Source organism: Vibrio taketomensis (assembly GCF_009938165.1).
GTDB classification, from domain to species: Bacteria; Pseudomonadota; Gammaproteobacteria; order Enterobacterales; family Vibrionaceae; genus Vibrio; species Vibrio taketomensis.
Window position 1 is genome coordinate 1280381 of record NZ_AP019650.1, and the last position, 23462, is coordinate 1303842.

At 43.4% G+C, this 23462-nt stretch carries 24 protein-coding genes and 1 pseudogene; 8 read left to right on the plus strand and 17 right to left on the minus strand.

Annotation, left to right across the window (positions count from 1 at the left end):
- Window positions 1-23: 23 nt before the first annotated feature.
- The 8 genes from Vt282_RS19575 to hpfG form a co-directional block, all read right to left on the minus strand.
- Window positions 24-290 (minus strand): PTS transporter subunit EIIB, encoded by a 267-nt coding sequence (locus Vt282_RS19575; protein WP_162048562.1) that lies wholly within the window; start codon window positions 288-290, stop codon window positions 24-26.
- 57 nt (window positions 291-347) lie between these two features.
- Window positions 348-1394 (minus strand): TRAP transporter substrate-binding protein, encoded by a 1047-nt coding sequence (locus Vt282_RS19580; protein WP_162048563.1) that lies wholly within the window; start codon window positions 1392-1394, stop codon window positions 348-350.
- 66 nt (window positions 1395-1460) lie between these two features.
- On the minus strand, window positions 1461-2750 hold the full coding sequence (locus Vt282_RS19585) for a TRAP transporter large permease (RefSeq protein ID WP_162048564.1): 1290 nt from the start codon (window positions 2748-2750) through the stop codon (window positions 1461-1463).
- Entirely contained in the window at window positions 2750-3385 is a 636-nt protein-coding gene (locus Vt282_RS19590) for a TRAP transporter small permease (RefSeq protein ID WP_162064478.1), read from the minus strand. Before Vt282_RS19590 ends, Vt282_RS19585 begins: the two co-directional genes overlap by 1 nt.
- Before the next feature lie 83 nt (window positions 3386-3468).
- Window positions 3469-4329 carry a class II fructose-bisphosphate aldolase gene (locus Vt282_RS19595; RefSeq protein ID WP_162048566.1) on the minus strand — a complete coding sequence of 287 codons (861 nt, stop codon included), beginning with the start codon at window positions 4327-4329 and terminating at the stop codon, window positions 3469-3471.
- 507 nt (window positions 4330-4836) lie between these two features.
- Window positions 4837-5730 carry a sulfolactaldehyde 3-reductase gene (gene yihU / locus Vt282_RS19600; protein WP_162048567.1) on the minus strand — a complete coding sequence of 298 codons (894 nt, stop codon included), beginning with the start codon at window positions 5728-5730 and terminating at the stop codon, window positions 4837-4839.
- 384 nt (window positions 5731-6114) lie between these two features.
- Window positions 6115-7011 carry a (2S)-3-sulfopropanediol dehydratase activating enzyme gene (gene hpfH / locus Vt282_RS19605; RefSeq protein WP_197740119.1) on the minus strand — a complete coding sequence of 299 codons (897 nt, stop codon included), beginning with the start codon at window positions 7009-7011 and terminating at the stop codon, window positions 6115-6117.
- Window positions 7012-7164: 153 nt separating this feature from the next.
- Complete coding sequence (gene hpfG, locus Vt282_RS19610; RefSeq protein ID WP_162048569.1) at window positions 7165-9696, minus strand: (2S)-3-sulfopropanediol dehydratase; 2532 nt, start codon at window positions 9694-9696, stop codon at window positions 7165-7167.
- Window positions 9697-9972: 276 nt separating this feature from the next.
- Here hpfG and Vt282_RS19615 point away from each other — a divergent pair, with 276 nt between their 5' ends.
- Window positions 9973-10713, plus strand: coding sequence for a sulfite exporter TauE/SafE family protein (locus tag Vt282_RS19615; RefSeq protein ID WP_162048570.1), 741 nt, complete (start codon window positions 9973-9975; stop codon window positions 10711-10713).
- Window positions 10714-10823: 110 nt separating this feature from the next.
- Here the strand turns inward: Vt282_RS19615 and Vt282_RS19620 are convergent, their stop codons facing one another.
- Window positions 10824-11594, minus strand: a complete 771-nt coding sequence (locus Vt282_RS19620; protein WP_162064479.1) for a phospholipase A — start codon at window positions 11592-11594, stop codon at window positions 10824-10826.
- 419 nt (window positions 11595-12013) lie between these two features.
- On the opposite strand from Vt282_RS19620, the gene Vt282_RS19625 reads away from it, so the two are divergent.
- The gene (locus Vt282_RS19625; protein WP_162064480.1) at window positions 12014-12478 is read left to right on the plus strand and encodes a DUF417 family protein; all 465 of its coding nucleotides are present in this window, start codon (window positions 12014-12016) and stop codon (window positions 12476-12478) included.
- Window positions 12479-12611: 133 nt separating this feature from the next.
- Here Vt282_RS19625 and add read toward each other — a convergent pair whose 3' ends face one another.
- A complete protein-coding gene (gene add, locus Vt282_RS19630; protein WP_162064481.1) occupies window positions 12612-13619 on the minus strand; it encodes an adenosine deaminase in 1008 nt (335 codons plus the stop codon).
- Between the two features lie 102 nt (window positions 13620-13721).
- Here add and Vt282_RS19635 point away from each other — a divergent pair, with 102 nt between their 5' ends.
- From Vt282_RS19635 to Vt282_RS19645, 3 genes are all read left to right on the plus strand, one after another.
- Entirely contained in the window at window positions 13722-14681 is a 960-nt protein-coding gene (locus tag Vt282_RS19635; RefSeq protein ID WP_162064482.1) for a LysR family transcriptional regulator, read from the plus strand.
- Window positions 14682-14822: 141 nt separating this feature from the next.
- Window positions 14823-15161, plus strand: a complete 339-nt coding sequence (locus Vt282_RS19640) for a cytosolic protein (RefSeq protein WP_162064483.1) — start codon at window positions 14823-14825, stop codon at window positions 15159-15161.
- Between the two features lie 279 nt (window positions 15162-15440).
- Window positions 15441-16118 (plus strand): response regulator transcription factor, encoded by a 678-nt coding sequence (locus tag Vt282_RS19645; protein ID WP_162048574.1) that lies wholly within the window; start codon window positions 15441-15443, stop codon window positions 16116-16118.
- Between the two features lie 411 nt (window positions 16119-16529).
- On the opposite strand, the pseudogene Vt282_RS21900 reads toward Vt282_RS19645, so the two are convergent.
- The 7 genes and pseudogenes from Vt282_RS21900 to Vt282_RS19675 all read right to left on the minus strand — a co-directional run.
- Window positions 16530-16637 (minus strand): annotated as a pseudogene (locus tag Vt282_RS21900) (prepilin-type N-terminal cleavage/methylation domain-containing protein); the annotation flags it as partial.
- Window positions 16638-16651: 14 nt separating this feature from the next.
- A complete protein-coding gene (locus Vt282_RS19655) occupies window positions 16652-17923 on the minus strand; it encodes a sensor histidine kinase (RefSeq protein WP_162064484.1) in 1272 nt (423 codons plus the stop codon).
- 15 nt (window positions 17924-17938) lie between these two features.
- Complete coding sequence (locus Vt282_RS19660; RefSeq protein ID WP_162048576.1) at window positions 17939-18622, minus strand: response regulator transcription factor; 684 nt, start codon at window positions 18620-18622, stop codon at window positions 17939-17941.
- A gap of 16 nt (window positions 18623-18638) precedes the next feature.
- Window positions 18639-19181: a type II secretion system protein gene (locus Vt282_RS19665; protein WP_162064485.1), complete on the minus strand. Its 543-nt coding sequence runs from the start codon at window positions 19179-19181 to the stop codon at window positions 18639-18641.
- A 38-nt stretch (window positions 19182-19219) separates the two neighbouring features.
- Window positions 19220-20326: a GGDEF domain-containing protein gene (locus Vt282_RS19670; protein ID WP_232055245.1), complete on the minus strand. Its 1107-nt coding sequence runs from the start codon at window positions 20324-20326 to the stop codon at window positions 19220-19222.
- 29 nt (window positions 20327-20355) lie between these two features.
- A complete protein-coding gene (locus tag Vt282_RS21145; RefSeq protein WP_232055246.1) occupies window positions 20356-20916 on the minus strand; it encodes an EAL domain-containing protein in 561 nt (186 codons plus the stop codon).
- A gap of 234 nt (window positions 20917-21150) precedes the next feature.
- Window positions 21151-21684, minus strand: coding sequence for a prepilin-type N-terminal cleavage/methylation domain-containing protein (locus Vt282_RS19675; protein WP_162064486.1), 534 nt, complete (start codon window positions 21682-21684; stop codon window positions 21151-21153).
- A gap of 321 nt (window positions 21685-22005) precedes the next feature.
- Here Vt282_RS19675 and Vt282_RS19680 point away from each other — a divergent pair, with 321 nt between their 5' ends.
- From Vt282_RS19680 to Vt282_RS19690, 3 genes are all read left to right on the plus strand, one after another.
- The gene (locus Vt282_RS19680) at window positions 22006-22545 is read left to right on the plus strand and encodes a TetR/AcrR family transcriptional regulator (protein WP_162048579.1); all 540 of its coding nucleotides are present in this window, start codon (window positions 22006-22008) and stop codon (window positions 22543-22545) included.
- 93 nt (window positions 22546-22638) lie between these two features.
- The gene (locus Vt282_RS19685) at window positions 22639-23148 is read left to right on the plus strand and encodes a GNAT family N-acetyltransferase (RefSeq protein ID WP_162064487.1); all 510 of its coding nucleotides are present in this window, start codon (window positions 22639-22641) and stop codon (window positions 23146-23148) included.
- Window positions 23149-23203: 55 nt separating this feature from the next.
- Window positions 23204-23461 carry a YjhX family toxin gene (locus Vt282_RS19690; protein WP_162048581.1) on the plus strand — a complete coding sequence of 86 codons (258 nt, stop codon included), beginning with the start codon at window positions 23204-23206 and terminating at the stop codon, window positions 23459-23461.
- Window position 23462 lies beyond the last annotated feature (1 nt).

Below are 23462 nucleotides of genomic sequence, written 5' to 3' on the forward strand. Positions count from 1 at the left end.
CAGCAGAATGACTGTTTTGATTATCAGTTTGCTGCTTGAGTTCGTATTTCTTCAGCTAGGTTATGCACATCAAAGAAAACCACTTGAATTTGGTTTTCCGGCAAGCGAATAAAACCTAGTGCACCTTGACGACGTAGTAAGCCTTCATTAACGATTTCTAAATCTTTAACTTGGATACGTAGACGAGTTGCGCAGTTGTCGATTTTGCCCGCTACGATGTTCTCTACACCGCCCATCGCTTTAAGGATTTTTTGAGCTTTAGCTTGTAAATTGCCTTTATCGTTGATCATCGACTTTCTCCTGATGGTGAAAGTGCCAAGTGTTTCTTGACACTTATCAACCTGGTATTACATGGTTAGCTTGTAAGAAGCTTCGATTTGAGCTTCACAAGATTTGATTTCGTTGTTGAAACGCTCCAACCACTGCTTGCCTTCCGCATTCGCATTTGCAGCCCAGTCATCGATAACCGGTTGCGTTGCTTGAATGAACGCTTCTTTTTCTTTTTCAGTTGGGTTGTAAATCTTACCGTTAGACGCTTTGAACGTTTCGTAAGACGCGTATTCGTTATGTTTAGGGTAAGCGTTTAGGTATTGCTGCTGACCTTTGATTGCGTCAAGAACGATGCGTTTTAGCTCTGGAGATAGCGAATTGAATTTCGCATCAGACATTACCCAAGCGCCACCCATGTAACCGTGGCCATCAAGCGTTAGGTAATCCAAGCTTTCGTGTAGACGGCTTTGAATGATATCGACGATACCGTTCTTAGTGCCTTCTACTACGCCCGTTGAAAGCGCGGTGTAAACTTCAGGGAATGCCACCGGTGTTGGTGCGCCTTTTAGCTCACGAACAAGATCTTGCTGAATTTTCGCTGGTACAGTACGGATTTTTAATCCCGCTACGTCTGCTGGAGTACGGATTTCTTTATTGTTAGTCGCAAAGTTACGCCAGCCACCAGAGTTCGCAACCATCATCAAACGTACGTTTGGAGCTTTCTTCAGTACGTTATCACGCACTTCAGACATGAACTGATCGTTACCGTATACACACTCAGCTACACGGTCATTTGGCAGTAGGTATGGTAGGTCAAATGACTCTGCTGGGTTCCAGTAGTAAGCAATTTCCGAAACCGTCGTTGGGAAGTAATCAAACATACCCGCTTGGATTCCGGCAATACATTCTTTACCTGAACCACATAGCTGACCTGAACCGTAGATGTTTACTTTTAGCTCGCCGTTAGAACGCGTTTCTAAGTGGTTCTTGAAAACAAGTAGAGACTGGTGGTTATAGCTCTCTGGAGACGTCAAGTGCACAACGTTGAATTCAACCGCAGCGGTTGCTGCTGCACTTGCGAATAGACCTGCCGTGGTCATTAGAGCTAATAGTGTCTTTTTCATAACTTTGTCCTAGATAGGTAATTTTTGTTAGCGGCACCAGACGCAGTGCCGCTAAAACTCAATCCGTTACATAATGCCAGCCAGTTTAGGTAGGCCGATTACCAGTGATGGGAAGAATGAAATCAGGAAGATGATTGCCATTTCAACGATTAGGAATGGAATGATTTTCTTAGAGATTTCTGACACTGAAATTTTCGATACACCTGATGCGACGAACAGTACTAGACCCATTGGAGGAGTTGCCAAACCGATTGAAAGGTTTGCACACATCACCACACCAAAGTGAACTGGGTCGATACCCGCAGCCGTCATGATTGGCGCGAAAATTGGAGCGAAGATCAGGATAGCTGGGCCCGCATCAAGGAACATGCCGATGATAAATAGCAGTACGTTGATGATGGCAAACAGCAAGTAAGGGTTACTCGTAATGCCAGCCATAAAGTCAGCAACCATGGTCGACACACCAGATAGACTGATCAGTGACGCAAAACCACTTGCTGCTGCTACGATGATCAGAATCGATGCTGCGTTTACTGCCACTTTGGCAAATAGTGCGTATGTCGCTTTAACGTTAGTTGCTTTGATGATGTATAGCGAAACGACGATTGCGTATGCTACTGCTACCGCTGCTGCTTCTGTTGGTGTGAAGATACCGCCGTAAATACCACCTAGAATAATTACTGGCGTCATTAATGGTACGATAGCAAGACGGAATGCTTGACGACGTTCCATTGCTGGCGCACGTTCCATTGGCTGTACTTGAGGGTACTTAGCGATTTGGAAACGGTTCATGATCATCAGACCGATACATAGAATGATGCCTGGAGTCACACCTGCCAAGAACATCGCAGCGACTGACGTGTTCATTACGAACGCGTAGATCAACATGATGCCTGATGGTGGAATGATGTTACCAAGTACAGTCGCCGCCGCTGTCAGTGCTGCTGAATAACCGGTATCGTATTTGTACTTTTGCATCTCAGGGATAAGCATGCCGCCGATCGCTGATGTTGCCGCTACTGCTGAGCCTGTTAGTGCGCCAAAGATTGTCGCCGCAAGGATAACTACGTGACCTAAACCACCGCGCAGATGCTGTACCATGGTTTGAGCAAACGCGATGATACGTGGTGTGATACCACCCGCTGTCATACACTCACCCGCTAACATGAAGAATGGCAGAGCAAGCAGCAGGAAGCTATCTAGACCAGAGTAAAGACGTTGGTACAGCATGTTCGCAAACAACATTTGGTCGTTTTGGAACAGCGTGATCATTGGAGATAAGCCCAATGTGAATAGTACTGGTACGCCGACAATAAGCAGTACTAAGAAATAAATTAGAAAGATTGGAGAAACCATTATTTAACGCCCTCTAAAGATGCTACTGCAGGTTCAATTTGCGCGTCTTTGTCAGCCGCTTCAGAACTTGTATCTTGAATTGCTGATTGCTCATAAAGTGCAACCGTCGCTTGAGATTGAGAAACGTCAGTAAAGTCGCCTAGCGTGCCACGAATGCATTGAATGCTTTTCTGTAGCGCATAAACCATGGTGACTGCCATCATTACAGGTGGAATGATGTAGATTACGTACATTGGAATTGGCAGACTGTCAGCCATTACAGAACCGGTGTTGTAGAAGTTCCAGCCAAACTTAATCCAAACAGCAAATACGATGATTGCCGAGATATGACCAATTAGACCGAATAGTGAGAACAAGCGAGGTGCTTTCTTCTCTACAATTTCAGTCACGAACGTCATCGCAATGTTTTTGTCAGCCAAGTACACAAATGGAAGACATAGATAAGTCATGTAGATCATCAAGAAGCGCGCCGCTTCGTCTGTCCAGCTTAAAGGCACGTTAAACACGTAACGGAAGAGTACTTGAGCAACAACCATCGTTGTCATCACGAGAAGCAAAATACCTGCGACATGGCGCAGTACTTTCGCGACGGGGGTAGTTACTGTATTCAATGCTTTTTCTAGGGTACGTAGCATAGAATCACCATCATTTTTATATAGGGCTTTCGGGAAAAAGGGTGCCGAGGTAAGCAGCACCCGTGTCTTGTATTACTTTTTAGTTATGCTTTGCCGTTTGAACCAAACAGGCGAATCTTGTGGCGAACCACTTCTTTCATCGAAGCGATACCAGTGTTCATTACGTCTGCAAGTACGTAGTCTTTTGCGTTTGCTTGCCAGTGCGCTTGAACACCATCGATGAAGCCTTGACGCAGTTCAGTGTCAACGTTGATTTTCGCTACGCCGCGTTTCACAGCTTCGATAACTTGGTCATCTGGAACACCTGAACCACCGTGAAGAACGATAGGTTTTTTCACTGCTTCTTTGATTTCTGACAGACGGTCAAATTTCAATTGCGGTGTTGTTTTGTAAACACCGTGAGCAGTACCGATTGAAACAGCTAGGTAGTGAACGCCAGTGCGCTCAGAGAAATCTAGTGCTTCGTCTACTGTTGTGATCATTGCGTCTTTCTCATCAACAGTGATGTCATCTTCTGTGCCGCCGATCTTACCGATCTCACCTTCAGCACCTAGGCCTAGCGCATTCGCTACGTCTACAACGGCTTTAGTGATGCGTACGTTCTCTTCGAAATCAAGTGCAGAACCATCAAACATAAGTGATTGGAAATCACATGTTGCCGCTTCCATGCATTGCTCAAACTTGCGGCTGTGGTCTAGGTGAACACACACTGGTACCGTGATTTGGTGGTATTCAATCAATGAATCAATCGCGTTGCGAAGTGGCTTCATGCCCATTTCGTTAATTGCTTTTTGACCGATTTGAATCATGATTGGTGATTGCTCTTCTTGAGCGGCAAGTAGAACTGCTTTAATCGTTTCTAGGTTGTGAGCAGTGAAAGCGCCGATTGCATAGCCGTTTTTCCACGCTTCATTAATCATTGTGTTACCAGATACGTAAGGCATTGTTTTCTTCCTTAATTCTATTCGGTCATGAAGACCTTTATTTCGTTGTGGTCAAAGTTACCAAGCCAAGATGTCTATTTCTGTTAGCCGGATAACACTTCCTGTCAGTTTGGTGACATCAATTGTCATAAATGCACTCGCAATCACAAAATGCTCAATAATTGATAAATTGCCATAGACTTCTGAATAAATTTGCAAGGCAAGCCCTGTTCAATAACATATTTATACAAATGGCTATTGGCTGATTTCATTACCAAATTTCGCTCAACCCCTTTAAACATTAGGGGTTGGGGGCAAAATTTAGAGGTATCGATTGTGATGCTAAATGGACTTCTCTTATTTTGCTGACAGGCTTATTTGAGATTCTTTAACAGCCTTTTAGCGTCTAAAAAGACCTAAAAGGCTGGGTATTTAAGATGGTATTTGTAAGTAATTATCGTTCTTAACCTTGTCAAATAGTGTTCGATTTATGTCACTTAAGGCTAATAAACTACCACTATCGGGCTATTACTTAACTTTTGGCTCTAAACCTGAGCTCACGCGTAACTGCTCAAGTACTGCTGTCCAGTCTTGACGGCCGCGGCCTGCTGCACGAGTAAGGTTGTACATTTCACGCGCAGCTGCACCACATGGCATTGGAACGTTAACTTGGTTTGCAAGGTCGAGTGCGATACCTAGATCTTTATGTGCAAGGTCAACCATGAATACTGGAGATAAATCGCCAGCTAGCACTTTGCCAGGCCATGTTGTTGTGAAGTGACCTTTACCTGCAGGGGTGCCACTCATCACTTTCATTGATGTTTCCCAATCTAGACCGATAGCTTCAGACAGGGTTGCCGCTTCTGCAGACAATGCGTTTAGTGCGATACTCATGTAGTTGTTGATGATCTTAACGCGAATACCTTTACCCGCACCGCCACAGTCAACAGTCTCGTTACCCATGCAATCAAATAGTGGCGCAGCACGTTCAACTTGCTCTTTCGTACCGCCAGCCATAATAAGAAGTTCACCGCGGACAGCATGCTCAGAAGTACGGCCAACTGGCGCTTCCATCATTGAAAAACCTAGCTCAGACATTTGTTTGATTAGGCTATCTGTTTCAAGCGGGTGGATAGTTGACATATCAATTAGAAGCGCGTTTTTGTCTAACGTCGTTGTTACGCCGTTCTCACCCAGAAGAACGTTTTTAACCAGTGTGCCGTTTGGCAGCATCGTTACAACAAACTCAGCGTCTAGTGCCGCTTCAGCTGGTGATGTTGCCGCTGTTGCGCCTTGCTCAACCAGTTGTTGAACCGCAGCTTGATTGATATCGAAAACTTTAAGAGTGTGACCACCTTTGATTAGATTTAGCGCCATTGGCGTGCCCATTTGACCTAAACCGATAAAACCAATCGTAGACATTTTTAATTCCTTTCACGTTCGCGGATAAGTAAGTTGGGAGTAATATAAACATAAATGACATTCCCAACCATTACACCTGTCACATTTTGTTGTTTTATGTCTACTTCAGTAATTTTATGATTATAAATTGAGCTGAACTTCTTTTTGTAGTATTTGTAACAACAATATGATGCAACCTATCCATGCTTTATCCAGAAAATGCGTCGCCACGGCCACAGCAAATCATGCTCAAGATAGACAAAGAGAGCATTGGTTATTTTGTTGTATGAAAATGAGAGTGAAAATAAAGACTGAGTAAATGAGAAAGGTTATGGCTAAAGTGAAAGAGATGACGAACAGCCGTATTCGTCATCTAAACAAAACAAGAGAGTGATTTAAGCGTAACTAAGCGGCGTCATGCTCTTTAGTGCCAACACAGCAATTAATACCACGCTGGTTGAAGTACTCGGCAATATCACTCACCTGCTTTTGGAACTCATGACGATCAAATTTCAGGTCTTGCATTTTGTATGGCAAACCTAGCGACTGGTATTTTTCTTCGCCTAAGCGCATAAAACTCAGCAGCTGCAGCACATTGACTCGCCCGTTGAGCTCATTTTGAATGAAATCAGCGGTCGCGCTGATGTTCTCTTGATTATCATTGATACTCGGAATCACCGGAATACGTAAAATCAGCTCTTTGCCAAGCTCAGTCAGCGATTTAATATTTTTGTGAATCTTACGATTATCCACTCCGGTATAACGCTTATGAGTCTCACTATCCATTAACTTGAGATCAGAGATAAACAGATCAGTGTAAGGCAATACCTTTTCTATCCGGTTCCAGTTTGCGTAAAAGCTTGATTCGAGACATGTGTGGATCCCCTCTTGTTTACAGGCTTTAAATAGCTCATAAACAAAATCGCTTTGCAGCAATGGCTCACCACCCGATACCGTCACGCCGCCACCCGAGCGGTCATAAAATCCTCGGTCTTTGCGAATCAGCTCCATGCAGGCTTCAACCGACATATACTCGCCCCATTGCTTGATCGCTTCTGAAGGACACTCTTCGACACAACTCAAGCAGCCCGTACATTGATGACGGTCGATACTCTTAAGCATCGAATCAGAGTAAATCAACATCTTGTTGTCCGGGCAAATCTCCAAACAAGAACCACAATGCTCGGTGGAGATACATTTATTGTGGTAAACCCCAACCTCTATTCGACGCTTAAAACTCTCAGGGTTTCCGCACCAATCACAGCGCAGCGGGCACCCTTTGAGAAAGATTTCTGTGCGAATACCGGGCCATCATGAAGGGTAAATCGCTGAATATTTAAAACAATTCTAGGTCTGACACAATTAACCTCAACCGTTGTTTAAAAACACAAATACCCAAACCACCGATTCGTCCATAACGTGACAAATGGCAGCTTGGGTATCACAACTGGTTAATTAAAACCTAAGTTCAGTACGTTGAATCAAATCATCTTGCAATGGTTTACCCAGTTCAACGAAGTAAGCGCTGTAACCGGCGACACGCACCAACATGTCTTTGTATAGCTCAGGATTTTTCTGCGCAGCGCGCATTTTCTCTGAGCTCATAATGTTGAATTGCACGTGCATACCTTGCTTACCAATGTACTCATCAACAAAGCTCAGCAAAATATCACGACCTTCTACGCCAGATACCGCATCTTCAGGGAAGCGTAAGTTAAGCAGCGTACCGTTAGTCGCCAAGCTATGGTCAACTTTGGTTACCGAGTTAATCACCGCCGTTGGGCCGCTAATATCGTGTGAACCACCTGCCGTATGCACTGGCCCCATGTTGTCAGAAATTGGCTCACCGTTCTTACGGCCATCGAGTGATGCGTTGGTGTATAAGCCCATACCCACGTTCGCGTTTACAGTGTAAACACCCGGGCTAAATTTGCCGCCACGCGGGTTTTCACGTCCTTTAATATGACGGCAGTAACATTCAAACATGAATGAGAACAGCTCATCTGCTTCATCGATATCGTTACCGTAATGCGGGATCTTCGAGCTATTCACCAAAGCGTAGAGCTTCTGATGACCATCCCAGTTCTCTTTTACGGCATCAAGTAACTGTTTACCCGTGTATTTTTTGTCATCAAACATCAGCTTCTTGATCGTCGCTAATGAGTCAGCACAAGTTGCAATACCTGCTGCTTGCGGCGCGGTACCATTGTATTTTGCGCCGCCGTAAGTCATATCTTTACCGGATTCAATACAGCCTTCAAAGAACGCAGAAATATATGGCGTTGGTTTGATCATGCGGTGCATTTTGTCAGTTACGTTCAAGCAACTGCACAACTGATCACACCAATAAGCAAACTGCTTATCAACACTCTCAAGCACTTCTTCAAACGATTGGTACGTTTCAAGACTACCGGTATCAGGGCCAAGTTGCATGCCCGCATTCGGGCCAGATAGAATGCGACCACCGTTGATCACCATTTCCATCATCTTAACCGTATTCACGTAACCCGCATCTAACCAGCCGTGCTCTTTACCAGGAATAGTTGGTTCAACGCAGCCCACTACCGCGTAATCACGCGCTTCTTCCTGAGTCACGCCTTTACCCAACATCGCTTTAATCGCTGGGCCATCGTTAAATAGTTTCGGGTGGCCGTAACCTGCGCGTACACATTCAATAGTTTTTAGTTTTAGCTCAATTGGCGTTTTGTCATGCAGACGCACACACACCCAAGGGTTCATCATGCGAGTATGTGCTGACGCTTCCAGCATCAACATAGTCAGATCGTTGGTCGCATCGTTACCGTGAATATCCACACCACCAATCGTTAAGCTCTCACCACCAAAACCGCGACCGTTACGTACTTTTACCGTGCCTTTGTCTTTAAGCTTGGTTGGGTTGTTCATTTTCACGTAAAGCACTTCAAGTACTTCTAGAACAAACTCTTTTGATACGCCATTCTCTTGCACATCTTTGGTGTAGAACGGCAGCATCCATTGGTCCATACGACCGTAAGAAATCGAGTGACCATTGCCTTCAATTTGCGTCATGGTGACCGCAAAGTTGAAGAGCTGGGCAGCTTGCCAGAATGTTTGGGGCACACCACCCGCAATTTGGTAACAGTTGGCTGACATCGCTTGCAGCTCGTTCTTACGCTTTTCATCGCTTTCATTAAACGCCATATCTTCAGCAAGCAGCGCATAACGAGTGATGTATTTGATTGCCGCTTCTAATGCAATAATGGTCGCTTTGTAGTAATCGCGCTTATCACAGTAATCTGGATCTTGTTTTGAAAGCTTGGCGAACGCTTCTTGCGCTTGGAGCAATACGCCGCCGTAGCCCAAAGTCATCAGTTTGTTAAAGTCCATCGCGAAGTGACCGATACCCGCGAAGTGGTAGTTATTGGTCTGAAAGACTTTCTCACCCATGTGAGAGCCTTTCTTCTGATCATCATCAAGATGCGCAGTAATGAACTCGTTGGCACTCTTACCTTTCCAGTAAGCACATAACTCTAAAATTTCTGCGCGATCTTGCTCATTACGAATATAAAACTGATCGTTAGAACGCTCTTCAAACGGCGAGTTAAGAATCTCATCGATGATCCAATCCACTGAAAACTCAGGGTAAATCGGTGATGCTTTTGCCGGTGCGGCAATCTCACCCAGAATCAAATCTTCATCATAGATGTTTAACGTCGAGTTAAGCAGGATGTTTTCAAACGCAATCGCACACTGAAGAATACGCGGCATCGCATCGTTATCACGGTATGCCTCGGTGACTAAACGTAATCTCTCTACGTCAATGTCGTATGGTCTATCTAAAAATGTTTGACGTAGGCGGTTAACACGCGGGAACGGAGACCAATCAGCATGACCTACTTCATAACCAAGGCCGTACACCTTATCTACGGCTTCAGTACCAATCGCATCGGTGTGCGCTGTCGTTTTTAGCTCAAACAAGCTCTCTTTGTCTGCTTGGAAGTTTTCCATAGCTAACCTCATGAAATATAGAATCAAAATGCCAATGCTCGCGCCTACTCATTGGAGATTGGTCTTCTACGAGCGATTCAAACATTGGCATTTTGACGACGTATTAAGGCCTAAAACACCAAGCCATTATAAAAAACCGCTCAATTTTGTCTGGGGCGATGGTCACAAATCGAAACCATATAGACAAAAAACAACAAAATGTGACAGATGCAATGGTAATTAATCCTAATAAATTTATAGTGACGCTTCATTCACTACGCTCTATCAAATGGATATATGGACACCACGATAATTCTCATCTCGTTGATCATAGCTCTGGCAGGCTTTACACAAGGTCTTACTGGGTTTGGGTCTGCACTTGTTTCCGTTCCCCTACTTTCTCTGATCGTAGGTGCACAAACGGCAGTGCCAATTGCGGGTATTTTTGGCTGGTTGGTAACACTACCAATCGTGTGGAAAATGCGACATTCAATTCAACGTCAAACCGGTTTGATCCTGTTTGCGGGTTCTGTACCAGCCTCTTTTGTTGGGGCAAAACTATTGGCAAGCATGCCGTCTCAATACATTTTGTTGACGATGGGTGCGGTGCTCATTATCTCAAGCATTCACTCGTTACGTGCAACTAAGCCTTTGTTTAAAGAGGCTTCTATGCCACTAACGATCGGTGCTGGTTTTACCTCAGGCGTACTTGGAGCAAGTGTTGGTGAGTCAGGTCCACCAGTTATTGCTTACACATCAATGCAGCCTTGGACAGCGGACCAAACCAAATCAACGTTAGCGTTCTTCTTTATGCTACAAATGATTGGTGCCAACGTAAGCTTCTGGAATGAAGGCTTGATTACAGACGAAGTTGTTTCACACGTGATCTCTGCTCTACCTGCTTTCGCAATTGGTTTGGCAGGCGGTATGATCGGTTACCACTTCCTACAGAAGTACAAGATCGACTACCACAAGATTGTGCATAGCTTCCTACTCGTCATGGGCTTTATGCTTGTGTTCAAAAATGTAAGTTTTTAGACATTTCGAAATTTTTGGTGGATTTTAAACAAACGGCAGTCATCACACTGCCGTTTTTGTTTAGGTACTCGTAGTCAATTAAGTCGACTTCATGGGAGACAGCGTCTCACTTAGAAATTGAAGGCAAACCCTGCCCCTAAAGCACTCTCATCAAAATTGTAGTTGGAGATCGTTAAACCGTAACCCGTTTCAGCTTTGACATAGCCATTCAAACCTTGATAAAGCGGAAAACGCCACGACACACGGTAAAACCCCTTCTCCCAGTCTTCGGTAAATAAGTTGGCAATGGTCAGCTTAATTTCCTGATTAGAAGATGGCTGCCAACCGAGTTCAACCTCCCCATACCCTAAGAAATCGACAATATCTGGGTTATATTTTTTGCTACCCACATTGACCCAAGGCTTAAAGCGTAAAAAGCCTTGATCAAATTGCCACTTCGCATCGGCATAGGCTCGGTTCCAACTGACCTCTTCATCGCCACCCGCACCATTAGATTGGTGTTCAAAGCCCAGTGAGACTTGCCAAATGTCATACACCAATTGATAGAAGAGTTCGGGATTGTACTCATGATCTCGAAAGTAGGCGGAATCGTCATACGCTTCCCAGTTTGAACGCTGCGTATAGCCAACAAATAGACCGTGTTCATCCCATGTTAGCAGCTTGTATTTCACACTTAATTGAAATTGAACAAAGGTATCTTTTGCTGCGTGCCCATTTGGGTTGAGCGGTTCATAGCGGGCTTGATTTACTTTGCTTTCGTGGTAAACCGGCAATAAATAATTATCTCTATTGGCAGAAAAACGACTCTCTTCTGCATGGGAGGTAGAGAGGAACACCACAGGTAATATCGGCACTACCCATCCAACGTTTAACCTCATCATCTTCCCCCTTTTCATTCGAATTATTTCGTTAATTGCCAAATACCCTATCGGAAGTTTAGCTCCCAATAGTCAATCGTTATCTCTTATTTTCATTCACTTAGCTTGTCAGATTGCAATACAAACGAGGGCTCTCCGGACTGCAAGTCAAAGGGGAACTCCCAAAATTGCTACATATTTAAGTTAAGTCATTGTTTTTATCATGCTAGATCAAACGCGACAGCATAACAATAAACGCGAGACTCCATCATTGTGGGTATACACATCCTGATGCAAATGATGAGTGCATAAGAATAAAACGAAGGAAGATAACCTTTGTTAAACACCGTCCACTCTTGGCTTGTTACATAACCGCCATCAATGAAATTTTTTAATCGTCCTTTAGGTCTTTTCCTACACACAAACAATGAGGTACATAAATTATGCATGCTGTAGAAAACGACGTTAGAAGAGACGACACTAGAAGAGACAACATCGGATACCTAATCGGTGTTTTTGGCGTTTCACTGGTTCTCGCTTGGATTGGAATTTACAAATTCACACCGACTGAAGCTAAACTCATTCAGCCGCTGGTTGAAAATCATTTCGCCATGGGGTGGTTGTATAACCTCATCTCCGTTCAAGCCGTATCCAATCTTATTGGAGCCACTGAAATCATTGTTGCTATTGGTCTTATTATTGGTATCAAGTACACCAAAATAGCCTATTTCTCTGGTATTGCGGCCGCACTTATCTTTGTCGTTACCTTAAGCTTTCTTCTGACAACGCCAAACACGTGGAAGGTCTCCGACGGCGTATTAGTGACCAATTTTTTCTTAGTGAAGGACATTCTATTTCTAGCAATAGCGGTGAGCGTTATCGAACGAAATAAACCTAGTAGACAATAATTACTGAGCCCATTTTCACACCTTCCAAACTCACTTTTCGGCACGAGTGTTTTATGGAATCGCTCAATTAAAAAGTGTCTGCTTTAAATCGCTAGGTATACTCATACAAGGCATACCTAGCTTCAAGACTACTTTATGACAAACTAATTTGATTATTGAAATGTAGTAAGTGCTGCTTTACCTCATCTGACGCAAAAGAGCTATTTACACTGTAGGTGTATATTTGTTGGTAATCTTCTTTGGTCAACTTGAAGGTTTCGATAACCTTTCTCACCTCATTTGTCATCGTGGTTTTAGAAACCGTTCTATTGTCAGTGTTGATCGTCACTACAATCCCATCTTGGTAAAATTCGCCAATTGGGTGATGCGAAAATGCCTCGATACATTTGGTGTGGACATTACTTGTTGGACAGATTTCTAGAGCAATCGCCTGATCTTTTACAACTGAGTAGGCGTCGCTATGATCTTTCATATGAACGCCGTGTCCAATGCGCTCAGCATTCAAAGTAGTAACAGCATCATAAACGTTCTTTCCATACCACTGTTCGCCAGCATGAACGGTCAATCGGTAGCCTTTATCTGCGGCATATTGAGTAAATTCTGGAAAATCAGCGCAGAAATCCGGCTTCTCACCACCAGCAATATCAAATGCCACAACACCATTATTTAACCAAGCAGCACCAGCATCAATGACCGCTTTGATCTGATCTTGGGGCATACCTCTGAGTACAGACAAAATGTAGTTACCATGAATATCATACATTGCCTCCGCTCTTTTCATCCCGCTGACAACACTTTCAATGATGTCGGAAATGCTTAACCCCAAATTTTGATGCAGTAATGGACCAAACCTAACTTCCAGATACTTTACATTTTCATTTGCGGCATCTTCGAATAACTCAAAAGAAATGCGCTCTAACGTGTCTTTCGTTTGCATAACCTTGATTGGTAAATCGAAGCAATCGATGTATTCATCGAGGTTCTGACAGTCTTCCGGAGCGGATAAAGCGCTTACTAGGGCGTCTTTATCCTCTTTTTTGGCCAAACCTTGCTTTACTGCGAGTTCAAAAATCGTTTCCGGTCTAACGCTGCCATCTAAATGGCAATGAAGATCAATTTTCGGCAGGGCTAAATAGTTCATATCTCTGGTTCTAACTTGTGGATTTGACGGCTAATCTATCCAAAATAATGTATGATTTGAATTGACGATATTTCCATTAAACTATGAATCTGAGGAATAATTGTGGTCAATATTAATACCCTCCTAAAGTGTGATATGAACTTATTGCTCTGTTTTCAAGTGCTAATGGAAGAGCAAAATGTCAGTCGTGCTGCGCAGCGGTTATGTCTATCTCAATCTGCTGTTAGCAAACAGCTCACTCGACTTCGAACATGGTTTGACGATCCTCTTTTCGAACGCTCAGCTAGGGGTTTGTTACCCACGCCAAAAGCACTATTCATTGCGCCACAGATACAAAAAATTCTCGTCAACGTGGAAATGTTGAATTGGGAAAAGGCGTTCACACCTTTCGAAAGTACCCGATCATTTCAACTAGAGTTAGTGGAAACGGCATACAACTCAATTTATCCAAACATCGCCGTAGAAGCATTAACCCAAGCACCAAAGGTTGCTTTAAAAACAAAAACATGGAATGAAGACACATTCGAGCGCTTATTAAAACGAGATATTGATTTTGGTATCGGTATGGTCGAATTTGACGAAAGAGCGAAACTCCAAGTTCATCATCTCCCTAAAGAGCTAGAATGCGTCGAGGTAATGCGAGACCATGCGGTCTGCCTTATGCGTCCGGAGCATCCTGCATCCAAACTAGACTGGAATCTACAGACATTTTTGCAATTTCGTCATATACATGTGATTACCGGAGGCGTGGGAAGTTGGCTTTTGTTTGACCTTCTCAACAATAAAGATATACAGCTTGATGTCGCCTTGAATGTGCCGGATCTAGGCAGCGCCATTACCGTTTGCCAGAAAAGCGATCTCCTTATGTGCTATCCATACAGCGCGGTGAAGAAAATTATCGAGGATGGTATTTTGATTGCGAAGCCTATACCAATAAGCTTAGAGCCTGGAGCGTTATTTCTATTTTGGCACAAGTACTTTAATACCGATCCTAGCCATGTGTGGCTGAAAGAGCTAATCATTGAACGTTGCAGCGTTCTCGGCAACGTGAATACAGAATAGACCGGCACTGTGACGACAAAAATCTCGTCGAATAGGCTTGGCTTGAGGTGGCATTGTGTTACCGCATTTAGTCACTAAAACGTTACAACGTCCTCCCCTTATAGTGATAAAATCACCGCATCAGAATTATTGAGAGAATCTATGTTTATCCATCATGTAAATGGCATCGACTGGCTAGTGATTACCGCCTTTGAAGAATTCAAAACAATGTTTATCGAGGATGCGGGAACGATCCCCTCTTGCTTCTCTACGGCCAGTGAACTGAGCCTGATTGATCAAGCCAAGCGCACTTATGGATATTTACCTTCACTTGATGGAGGAATAACCGATACAGGTACGTTTCAAAGTAAGGATAACGAAGAAGATTTGAATCCACAGCTTGCTTGCCTTGTGGAGGGGCGTGGTCGAGTATTTATCTATCACGGCGGCTTTGTCGCGTTTGTCGATGACGAACAAACCTTTATTACGCGAATGAACTGACCTGTACTCTGTCTTTGAGCTCGGCAAGTCAATATCCCTAGCCGATAGCAAATCTATCCAACCCAATATCATTCATACTACAAATCATGATTCCCGCATTAGCGGGAATAAATACCTTTGAAACATTCGATTCACCAATTGGGTCGTCACCATCACGGTACGCATACGTATTTCTAAGTTGTCAAAGTGTAACTCTTTGGTTAGTGTATTTACTTCACTGCAATACGGTTACATCTATTACTAATCAATAACATGCTCTCATTGTTTAGGAAAATGGCTATGGCACACTCAAATACACTCCAGTTGTTACTTGTCGAAGACAATCTTGAATTGGCTGAAACGACTATCGAGCACTTTGAGTTAGAGGGTATTGGATGCGATCACGTCTCAAATGGTTCCGCTGCCCTCGATGTAATGGTGAAAGCTCACCCTGACGTGGTGATTCTCGATGTCAATTTACCCCGTTTTTCAGGTTTGGAAGTGTGTAAAAAATTACGAGAACAAGGTAATGATGTACCCATCATTATGCTGACTGCTCGTGATTCATTGGATGACAAAATTGCAGGATTTGAAGCAGGCGCTGATGATTATTTGACGAAGCCATTCGCCTTTGAAGAACTGTTAATGCGAGTCAGAGTGCTCTCTCGTCGTCGCAGTGGTGAAGTGAACGTCATCACACTCAAAGATCTGCAAATGAATGTCAAAGAGCGCAACGTAAAGCGTGGGATGGATGAAATTAAACTCTCACCGACGGGCTACCGTATTCTCGAGGCGTTGCTGCGCTCAACACCCAACCCAATCAGTCGAGAAGATTTGATCCAAAAGGTGTGGGGGGACGAACAACCCGATACCAACAGCCTAAAAGTACACATGTTTAAATTGAGGCACGCACTTGATGCGAACTATGAGGAAAAGCTGCTTCACACAGTGAAAAGCTTTGGCTTTGTCCTCAGATAGTGGCGGGTTTTAACATGCCGAGGTTTGAATACGCACTTCAGGCCAGTCACGTTTTGATACCTTACTTGGCATTGAAAGTTCACGCTTTTGCGTCTAAGTCTGAGGTAAAGAAAATATAAATATGATTGTTTGGTGTGCTTTTGTCGGTAAAAAACTCAGCCACACTCGGGTCTTTTTGCGCGGTGGTGAGTGACACAGCATCTAGATTTAACCACGCCAATACTTGTCGGTTTATCTCATCAAAAGAATCACTGCCATCGACTCTTGGGTAACCATTTCTTAGCGGAATCATTACGCCATTAATGGCAATTTCCTGCTCACCATTCTCTAAACCTTCAACAAGTACACGCGCATGCTCCATTTCGAGCCCTGACTGCATTGTTGCCGCGACACTTTCCATGATCGCAACTTTAGAATCGCGTTGGTAATTGAAAAACGAGGTGCGGCTAGCAGTGCCAAGATAGCCAGAATAACGAGCACAATGACGAGCCCGATGAGTGTAAAACCATTTTTCTTCACATTCGTTACCCACTTTACGCAAATATCACTTTAACCACGCGCCCATTTGTCAGTACTTGCTCTTGATAGTGCCAGAAGTACTTATCGCAGATTTGTTTGATCAACATTAGCCCAAGGCCAAATCCAGTGGTTTCATGGGTCAGATCGTTACTCACATCTTGATTTATAACCTCAACCTGCATATGACTTTGAGTGATGACCACCGTCCCCTCGATCGTATGCTGAAAAGCATTGCGAATTAGGTTAGTCAGCACAATTTTACACATATCAGAAAGATGCAAGCACTCATAGCTATCAACGTGAATTTCCACTTCCACGGATTTTCCATCCAGCAGATAACGCTGCTCATTCACAACTTGTTCCACCAACATACCAAGACTTGTCATCGTCTCTTTCAGTTCGGTGGATTTTTCATGGTTGAGCCATAGTAAACTCTCGCATAAATTCGACATCGCCACACTGTTGTTTTCGATTCTTTGCAGATTTTTCAACAATCGCTCTTTAGGCATATCGTTCGCGATCATTTTATTCATCAACTCAGCGTTTGATCGAATAACGGCAATCGGCGTGCGCAGTTCATGGCTTGCATATCGAATAAACTCTTTTTCTTTATTGACGCTTTTTTGCACCGCAGACAAGGAGTTATTAATGACTCGAGCCATCATATTCAATTCAGAGAACTTAAAGTCAGGCATCGTCGCTAAGTCGCTACTTTCTCGAATACCCATCGCCCAAGATTTTAGCTCTTCTACTGGCTTCGTCACTTTATGCAAAATGATGAACAAACCAATTAAGAAAAATGCCAAAAGTACGGCAACAAACAACAAGATATAATCCAGTTGTGGCAATAAATTTATGTTGAGCGTATCGGTCAATTCATCAAATTCATCTTTGTTTATCTTCACGGCCACATATTTGGTAGACCCTGCAACATCCGTTTTAATCAACAAATAGATAAACCGATTAGGTTCTAAATCTTCGCTGTAGGACACTTCCGTAGATTTACAAAGCTCACCCATCTTGATGCTATGTTCGTTGAACTTTAACTGGAAAATCAGTGGTAAGTCATTCCAACTTGACGTGATCACGAAAGGAGAATTGATTATCGGTTTGCCATCTGTCGGGTGTTCGGTTTCGGCCTTAATGAGCATCACGCCCTTAACCACCAAATCAACACCAATGTAAAGATTATAAGTACTGTAAGAGCCTGCAACTGTCGCAAGTATCATCCCCAACGCGACAGAAACACTGATGACGTAAACTCTAAGGCTCTCTTTAATCTTCACTGGCATATCCTATTTTTACTGCTCTGCGCGCAGCACATAACCGAAATTGGGTAGCGTATGAATCAATTTGGTGTCGCGATCTTTATCAACCGCTTGGCGAAGTTTGAACATGTGCACTTTCAAACTATTGCTCTCTGGTGATGCATCTCCCCATACCAAACGTATTATTTTGCTTTTACTTACCGGAGAGGGGCTCGCTCTCATCATCACTTTTAAAATGCCGTAGCAAGTGGGTGAAAGATTTAATTCTTGCCCACCTCGAAACACCGTTCGGCTCTCCAGATCCAGAACTAAATCATCAACCACAAACTGTGCTTGAGCGCCATTTCTGCGCTTGAGTAGCACCTGAACCCTTGCCATTAGCTCTTCAAGCGCAAATGGCTTAATCATGTAATCATCCGCGCCGACTTGGAAACCTGCGAGCTTATCATTCAGGCCGCTGCGCGCTGTGAGAATCAACACCGGAAGATCAATTCCATCTAGACGCATCTCTTCGCAGACTCTCAACCCTGATAGCTGCGGTAAATTCACATCGAGAATAACCAAATCGTATTCATCAGAGCGCGCGAGTTTTAAGGCCAACATGCCGTTAGATACATGGTCACAATTGATCCCCTGCATCTCAAAATATTCCATGATGGTCTTCGCTAGCTCAATATTATCATCGACCAACAATATATGTTTGTGTATTACATCCATTTACTTTATTCCATCACTAACAATCTTCAGTCTCTAGGGTTGTTGTACTTTTACCTGTTCTCGTAGCGGTTGCAGGAGTGTAGTGAATCCGGCAATGAAACTCCGTTAGTTCATTCCAATCACCATCAAATGGAGGAAAAATCCAAAAACCACCGTCGTAGTCAGTTTCAAAATTCAGGGCAGCAACGCCATGATAATCTTCATTAAGCGGCGCGACATCGGCATCAACCAGTTGCTTAAATTGCGCAAATGCTTCATCGGGAAAGATGACAAACCAAGGGTAATTATCTTCGTTAGTTAGGCGAATTTGTTGACCGTTTACGACCAAGCAACGCATTTGGCTGTGATATCGGCATGGTTGAATATCCGCTGATGGTAGCTGTGACTTCATCGCAGCCGAAGCAAATGCTGAGTCGATTGCACCTTGAGTTGCCTTGAGTGTGGCGATTCTGGCTTCTGATTGTAATCCCATAAATTTAGGCACGGCAATCACTGCCAAGACGCCCAAAATTACAATCACTAGAACCATCTCAAACAGCGTAAAACCTTTACTGTTCATAAAACCTCTAGAAATTTGAGACGTCCCTGTCTAATCACTTAAATTACAAAATCAACGCTTCGCTGGCGTTTGATCTGACGCTTCGCCGCGTACATATTTCTGTCAGCAATTTCTATTGCCGTATGGATATCGTGATTACTCACTTTGGCGAGACCATAAGCAAACGATAAGTCGTAACCTTTTTTCGCAAAGTAAGACGCCATCTTGGCATTCAGTGAATTCAGTCTGTTTTCGATATCGTCATAGGCGGACGAATCAAAAATAATCACAAACTCATCACCACCATAGCGGATCACCAAGTCCTTCTCGCGCAGTGATGATTTCAGTAAACAAGCGAAATCCACCAAACAGCCATCACCAACTCGATGCCCATAGGTATCATTCACCGCTTTAAAGCCATTCATATCTAAAAACGCAACGATACGGTCGTCATACGAGCTCAATTGGTATTTTAAAAACGATCGGGTGTAGCACTTGGTTAACTCGTCTTTGCTCACATCCATTAGCCCCACATTTGATGGGCACACGGTGGTAATGATGAATTTCTTATCGTTGTAGACCATCTTCTCGCGAATGGTCTCGTACTCAACCCCATCAAAGAACTCTTTATCTTTGTGAAACATCAACTCGTCATCAAACAAGATGAACTTATCTTTCTCTAAACACAGGCGATAGCTTTCGTTCTCACTGATGATGTCTTGCGGATCGACGCCGACAATACTCGTTCCCACCAATTCTCGGTGCGCTGTGTTGTCGTACATCACAACCCCTTGCTCGTTACGAATAATGACCAGCTTTTCGGTTGAATCAATCAAGGACATCACACCATTACCAATGATGGTTGAATTATTGAAATAGATGTCGCGCAAGTTTTTCAGCGTCACGTTGATGTCTTGGTTATGCACCAAACCCAACAAATCGTTTTGCTCAATAAAACGGTTTACTGCCTCATCTCTGAGTGAGCCAACATCGTTTTCTACCAAGAAGCTATAGAGCTTGTAATCCAAGTCCAAGCCTAGACGTTGAGCTTCCTCTAAATGCCTTTCTGGCGCCTGATTAACAAAGCTCTCTAACTGAACGATCTCTTCCAGCGGCATCGGTTTATAAAAGTAAAAACCTTGAATCACTGGGCTCTCAGCAAACAATTCAATCAACTCTTTCTGGCGCAGATTTTCTACGCCTTCAAAATCACTTTACGAGTACACAAGGTGATGATTTTTGAGTAAAGAAAAGATAAATGTCTAAATTTGCTGTAATTGGTTTCGATGTCTTGAACCAAAGAACGGTCGAATTTCACTTCATCTGCGCCAATCGTTAAGGCGAGATCGGTGCGCGCAAAGTCTTTACCAAAGTCATCAATCGATATCTCGATGTTGTTTTGTTTAAGCAGAGATACGTTATTAATAAACTTATCATTCAAATCCACGTCTTGGTGTTCAACCAATTCGAGAACAATGTGGTGATCTTTTAACTGCCTAATCGCACTGAAAACGAAATAATCGTTCAACAAAGATGTTGGGTGAATATTGATAGAAACAGGAATCTTGATGCCATGTTGCTCGACGTCTTTCAGACATAGCTTCATCACCATCAGATCCAACGCCACTGTATTGGTTACATTGGCTAAGTATTCTGGTACGGATTGCATCGCGTTAACGGGTCTTAACAATGCTTCAAGACCAACAATAACGTTGTCGTTCATCTTTGGTTGGTATAACAAGTAAAAATCAGACATTAGAAACCTTCATGCTTTAGTAACCGTTGGAATACGACCGTTGTCGCTCCAAGCCTGGGTTCACTCGCCTCTTGTTTCTTGTCATCCATCTAACAAGTTAAATTCCGTCTCAAAGCCTTTGCTTTAAGAGGCACAGTGTGTGATATGGTTCATATTTTAAGTTTTTGATGGTTAACGCTCAGTTAACGTTAAACCTTGTTTTGATGATTTATTTTTATCGTTTCAATAAATCATTCACAAACAAAACAAACGCATCCTTGCGGTAAAGCTTTGCTTGATTCTATTTTGATAGTTTGGCTGGATGAGGTCATGACACTCTGTTGAGTTATCAACAATGACAGCAACAGCGGCGCTCGATGTAGTCGCCTGTGAATACTTAAGACAAGATTGCTCATAACCTGACAAGCCAAAATAAATCACGCCGCTTATCGGCTCTGTTCGATACAGCCAATCTTGTTGTAAGCCACCAATCACTATCGAGAGGTCCTCCAGCGTCGCTTTTGGATAACCATAAGCAATATCTAAATCTGCGCGACCATCCGCATCGGTATCGATACTGGTTTCACTCAAATGTTCAACGTCTAAGACAACCGCCTTGCTATACACTATCCCCATAGAACTGAGAAACGCCCCTTTCAAACCACTTATTGCCGCATCTCGCGCATCATCTTGCAGATTTAAAAAGCGCGGAGCCGCAGTAACGGACAATATGCCAAGGATGACAATAACGATAACCAGTTCAATTAACGTAAACCCTTTTGCTTGCATCTGTTTTCCAACATTCATTCATAAAGACGTGAGGATGTACCGCAATTGGGTTGGGCACATCGGCAAATTTTGGCGACTATATGCGGTGGCGAGTTAACGCAGGGTTAAGAAAACACGAACGAAGAAAATATTTCGCTTTTGGTCGACAACCAAACCTAATCTTGAGGTTTACTTACCCCCAGAGAAACCTCGAACACTTACTTTGCTATGGTTCGACAGACAAGCATATGAACAATCCATCAAAACGCTTGACAAGATCATTGACGATCCTTAAATTACAAACCGACCGAACGGTCAGTTAACTTTCAACAAGTGAACACTATGGACAAAAGACAGAACATTATTGACGTTGCGACTCGCTTATTTGCAGAGCATGGGTTTGAAAAAACACCGATTTCATTGATCTGTGAAGAAGCAGAAGTATCCAAAGGGCTCGTCTTTCACCACTTCAAGAACAAGAATGATCTGCTCAGAGAAGTGTTTGTTCATATCACATCTGTCATCGAGGAAGCGGATCAACAAGATGCAAATGTTGATGCCAATGAGATTCGAATGGAGTCATTAATCGACTCGATTTTCGAAGGCATGATGAAGCCAGAACATCGAAAGATGTACCAGTTTAACTTCAGTGTGATGGTGCATCCGACCACCAGAGCTATCGTGGTTGACTTGATCGAAGATAGATACCGAGGATTGCAGGTGTCGACAGAAGAGGTGTTTCACGCTTTAGGGTATGAAAACCCGGCGGTCATCACCAAAATGTTTATTGCCGAGATTGATGGCATTGCTATGAATTATCTGCTGAACGACGATTTCCCTATCAACGAAATCAAGCAAGAGTTTACGAAAAAATATTGCTAACTTCGCTGATGATCACGCATTTCTCAATGCGTGATTTTTTTAAAGCAAAATCACCGACTGACCAGTCGGTTTATAATTAGAGAGACAAATAGAATGAGCACTCCCTATCAAATTCAATATGAGGCATTTGCAACAGCAGGCGGTCTTTATGATGAACGACATGCAAAACTGTATGCTGAATTTGCCGATGCGCTGATTGCCGACGGAAGCTATTCCATCGTGTATGAAGGTGTGGCGCACGCTTGCTATACACCAATCACGATTGATAAAGCACCGCACCTGAAATGTTATGTATTAGCGCCGCTTGCGGTACTTCCTCAGTTCCAAGGTAAAGGAATCGCAACACGACTAATGGAACAAGCCGAAAGCGAACTCGATGCTGATGTGATCTTTGTGATGGGTGAACCTTTCCATTACGGTAATCGCTATAACACGCCACATAACGTCTTACCGCCGGTTAAAACCCTTGCACCTCTTGAATGTTGGTTCGCAAGAGAGTTAACACCAGGTGCGCTAGATAATCTCGGTGAATCAACCTCATCAGTGACAGGCCCTTACGCCTCTCCTTTGATGTGGGGTCACCCAAGTGAACAAGTTGAATAAATAAGCGAAGGGGCACAATGCTGCCCTTTCATCAACACAGTTAGAGATACATTCAATGAATATTTCAAAACACGAACAGAGAGTTCTACACGTACTCGCACTAGGTGGCGAAATCCAATACGTGCGCAGTGACAATAGTAAAATCAGTCAAATATTTTGTTATTCCCGCGAAGGGCATATCCTGACGGATTGCTCCATGGAGGTATTTAAGCGCTTAAAGAGTAAAAAACTCATCAGTTCGAAAAAAAGCGCGCCATATCGAATCACAACATTAGGAGCGACGTCCGTCAGATCTCAAATGTTTCAGCGTTAAA

Bases quoted from the DNA above. Each gene is read 5' to 3' on its own strand.
- yihU (WP_162048567.1), bottom strand. From the start codon at position 5,730: ATGTCTACGATTGGTTTTATCGGTTTAGGTCAAATGGGCACGCCAATG.
- Vt282_RS19625 (WP_162064480.1), top strand. From the start codon at position 12,014: ATGCATGCTGTAGAAAACGACGTTAGAAGAGACGACACTAGAAGAGAC.
- Vt282_RS19620 (WP_162064479.1), bottom strand. From the start codon at position 11,594: ATGATGAGGTTAAACGTTGGATGGGTAGTGCCGATATTACCTGTGGTG.
- Vt282_RS19690 (WP_162048581.1), top strand. From the start codon at position 23,204: ATGAATATTTCAAAACACGAACAGAGAGTTCTACACGTACTCGCACTA.
- Vt282_RS19585 (WP_162048564.1), bottom strand. From the start codon at position 2,750: ATGGTTTCTCCAATCTTTCTAATTTATTTCTTAGTACTGCTTATTGTC.
- Vt282_RS19685 (WP_162064487.1), top strand. From the start codon at position 22,639: ATGAGCACTCCCTATCAAATTCAATATGAGGCATTTGCAACAGCAGGC.
- Vt282_RS19660 (WP_162048576.1), bottom strand. From the start codon at position 18,622: ATGGATGTAATACACAAACATATATTGTTGGTCGATGATAATATTGAG.
- Vt282_RS19665 (WP_162064485.1), bottom strand. From the start codon at position 19,181: ATGAACAGTAAAGGTTTTACGCTGTTTGAGATGGTTCTAGTGATTGTA.
- Vt282_RS19640 (WP_162064483.1), top strand. From the start codon at position 14,823: ATGTTTATCCATCATGTAAATGGCATCGACTGGCTAGTGATTACCGCC.
- Vt282_RS19680 (WP_162048579.1), top strand. From the start codon at position 22,006: ATGGACAAAAGACAGAACATTATTGACGTTGCGACTCGCTTATTTGCA.
- Vt282_RS19595 (WP_162048566.1), bottom strand. From the start codon at position 4,329: ATGCCTTACGTATCTGGTAACACAATGATTAATGAAGCGTGGAAAAAC.
- hpfG (WP_162048569.1), bottom strand. From the start codon at position 9,696: ATGGAAAACTTCCAAGCAGACAAAGAGAGCTTGTTTGAGCTAAAAACG.
- add (WP_162064481.1), bottom strand. From the start codon at position 13,619: ATGAACTATTTAGCCCTGCCGAAAATTGATCTTCATTGCCATTTAGAT.
- Vt282_RS19590 (WP_162064478.1), bottom strand. From the start codon at position 3,385: ATGCTACGTACCCTAGAAAAAGCATTGAATACAGTAACTACCCCCGTC.
- Vt282_RS19615 (WP_162048570.1), top strand. From the start codon at position 9,973: ATGGACACCACGATAATTCTCATCTCGTTGATCATAGCTCTGGCAGGC.
- Vt282_RS19580 (WP_162048563.1), bottom strand. From the start codon at position 1,394: ATGAAAAAGACACTATTAGCTCTAATGACCACGGCAGGTCTATTCGCA.
- Vt282_RS19675 (WP_162064486.1), bottom strand. From the start codon at position 21,684: ATGCAAGCAAAAGGGTTTACGTTAATTGAACTGGTTATCGTTATTGTC.
- Vt282_RS21145 (WP_232055246.1), bottom strand. From the start codon at position 20,916: ATGTCTGATTTTTACTTGTTATACCAACCAAAGATGAACGACAACGTT.
- Vt282_RS19645 (WP_162048574.1), top strand. From the start codon at position 15,441: ATGGCACACTCAAATACACTCCAGTTGTTACTTGTCGAAGACAATCTT.
- Vt282_RS19575 (WP_162048562.1), bottom strand. From the start codon at position 290: ATGATCAACGATAAAGGCAATTTACAAGCTAAAGCTCAAAAAATCCTT.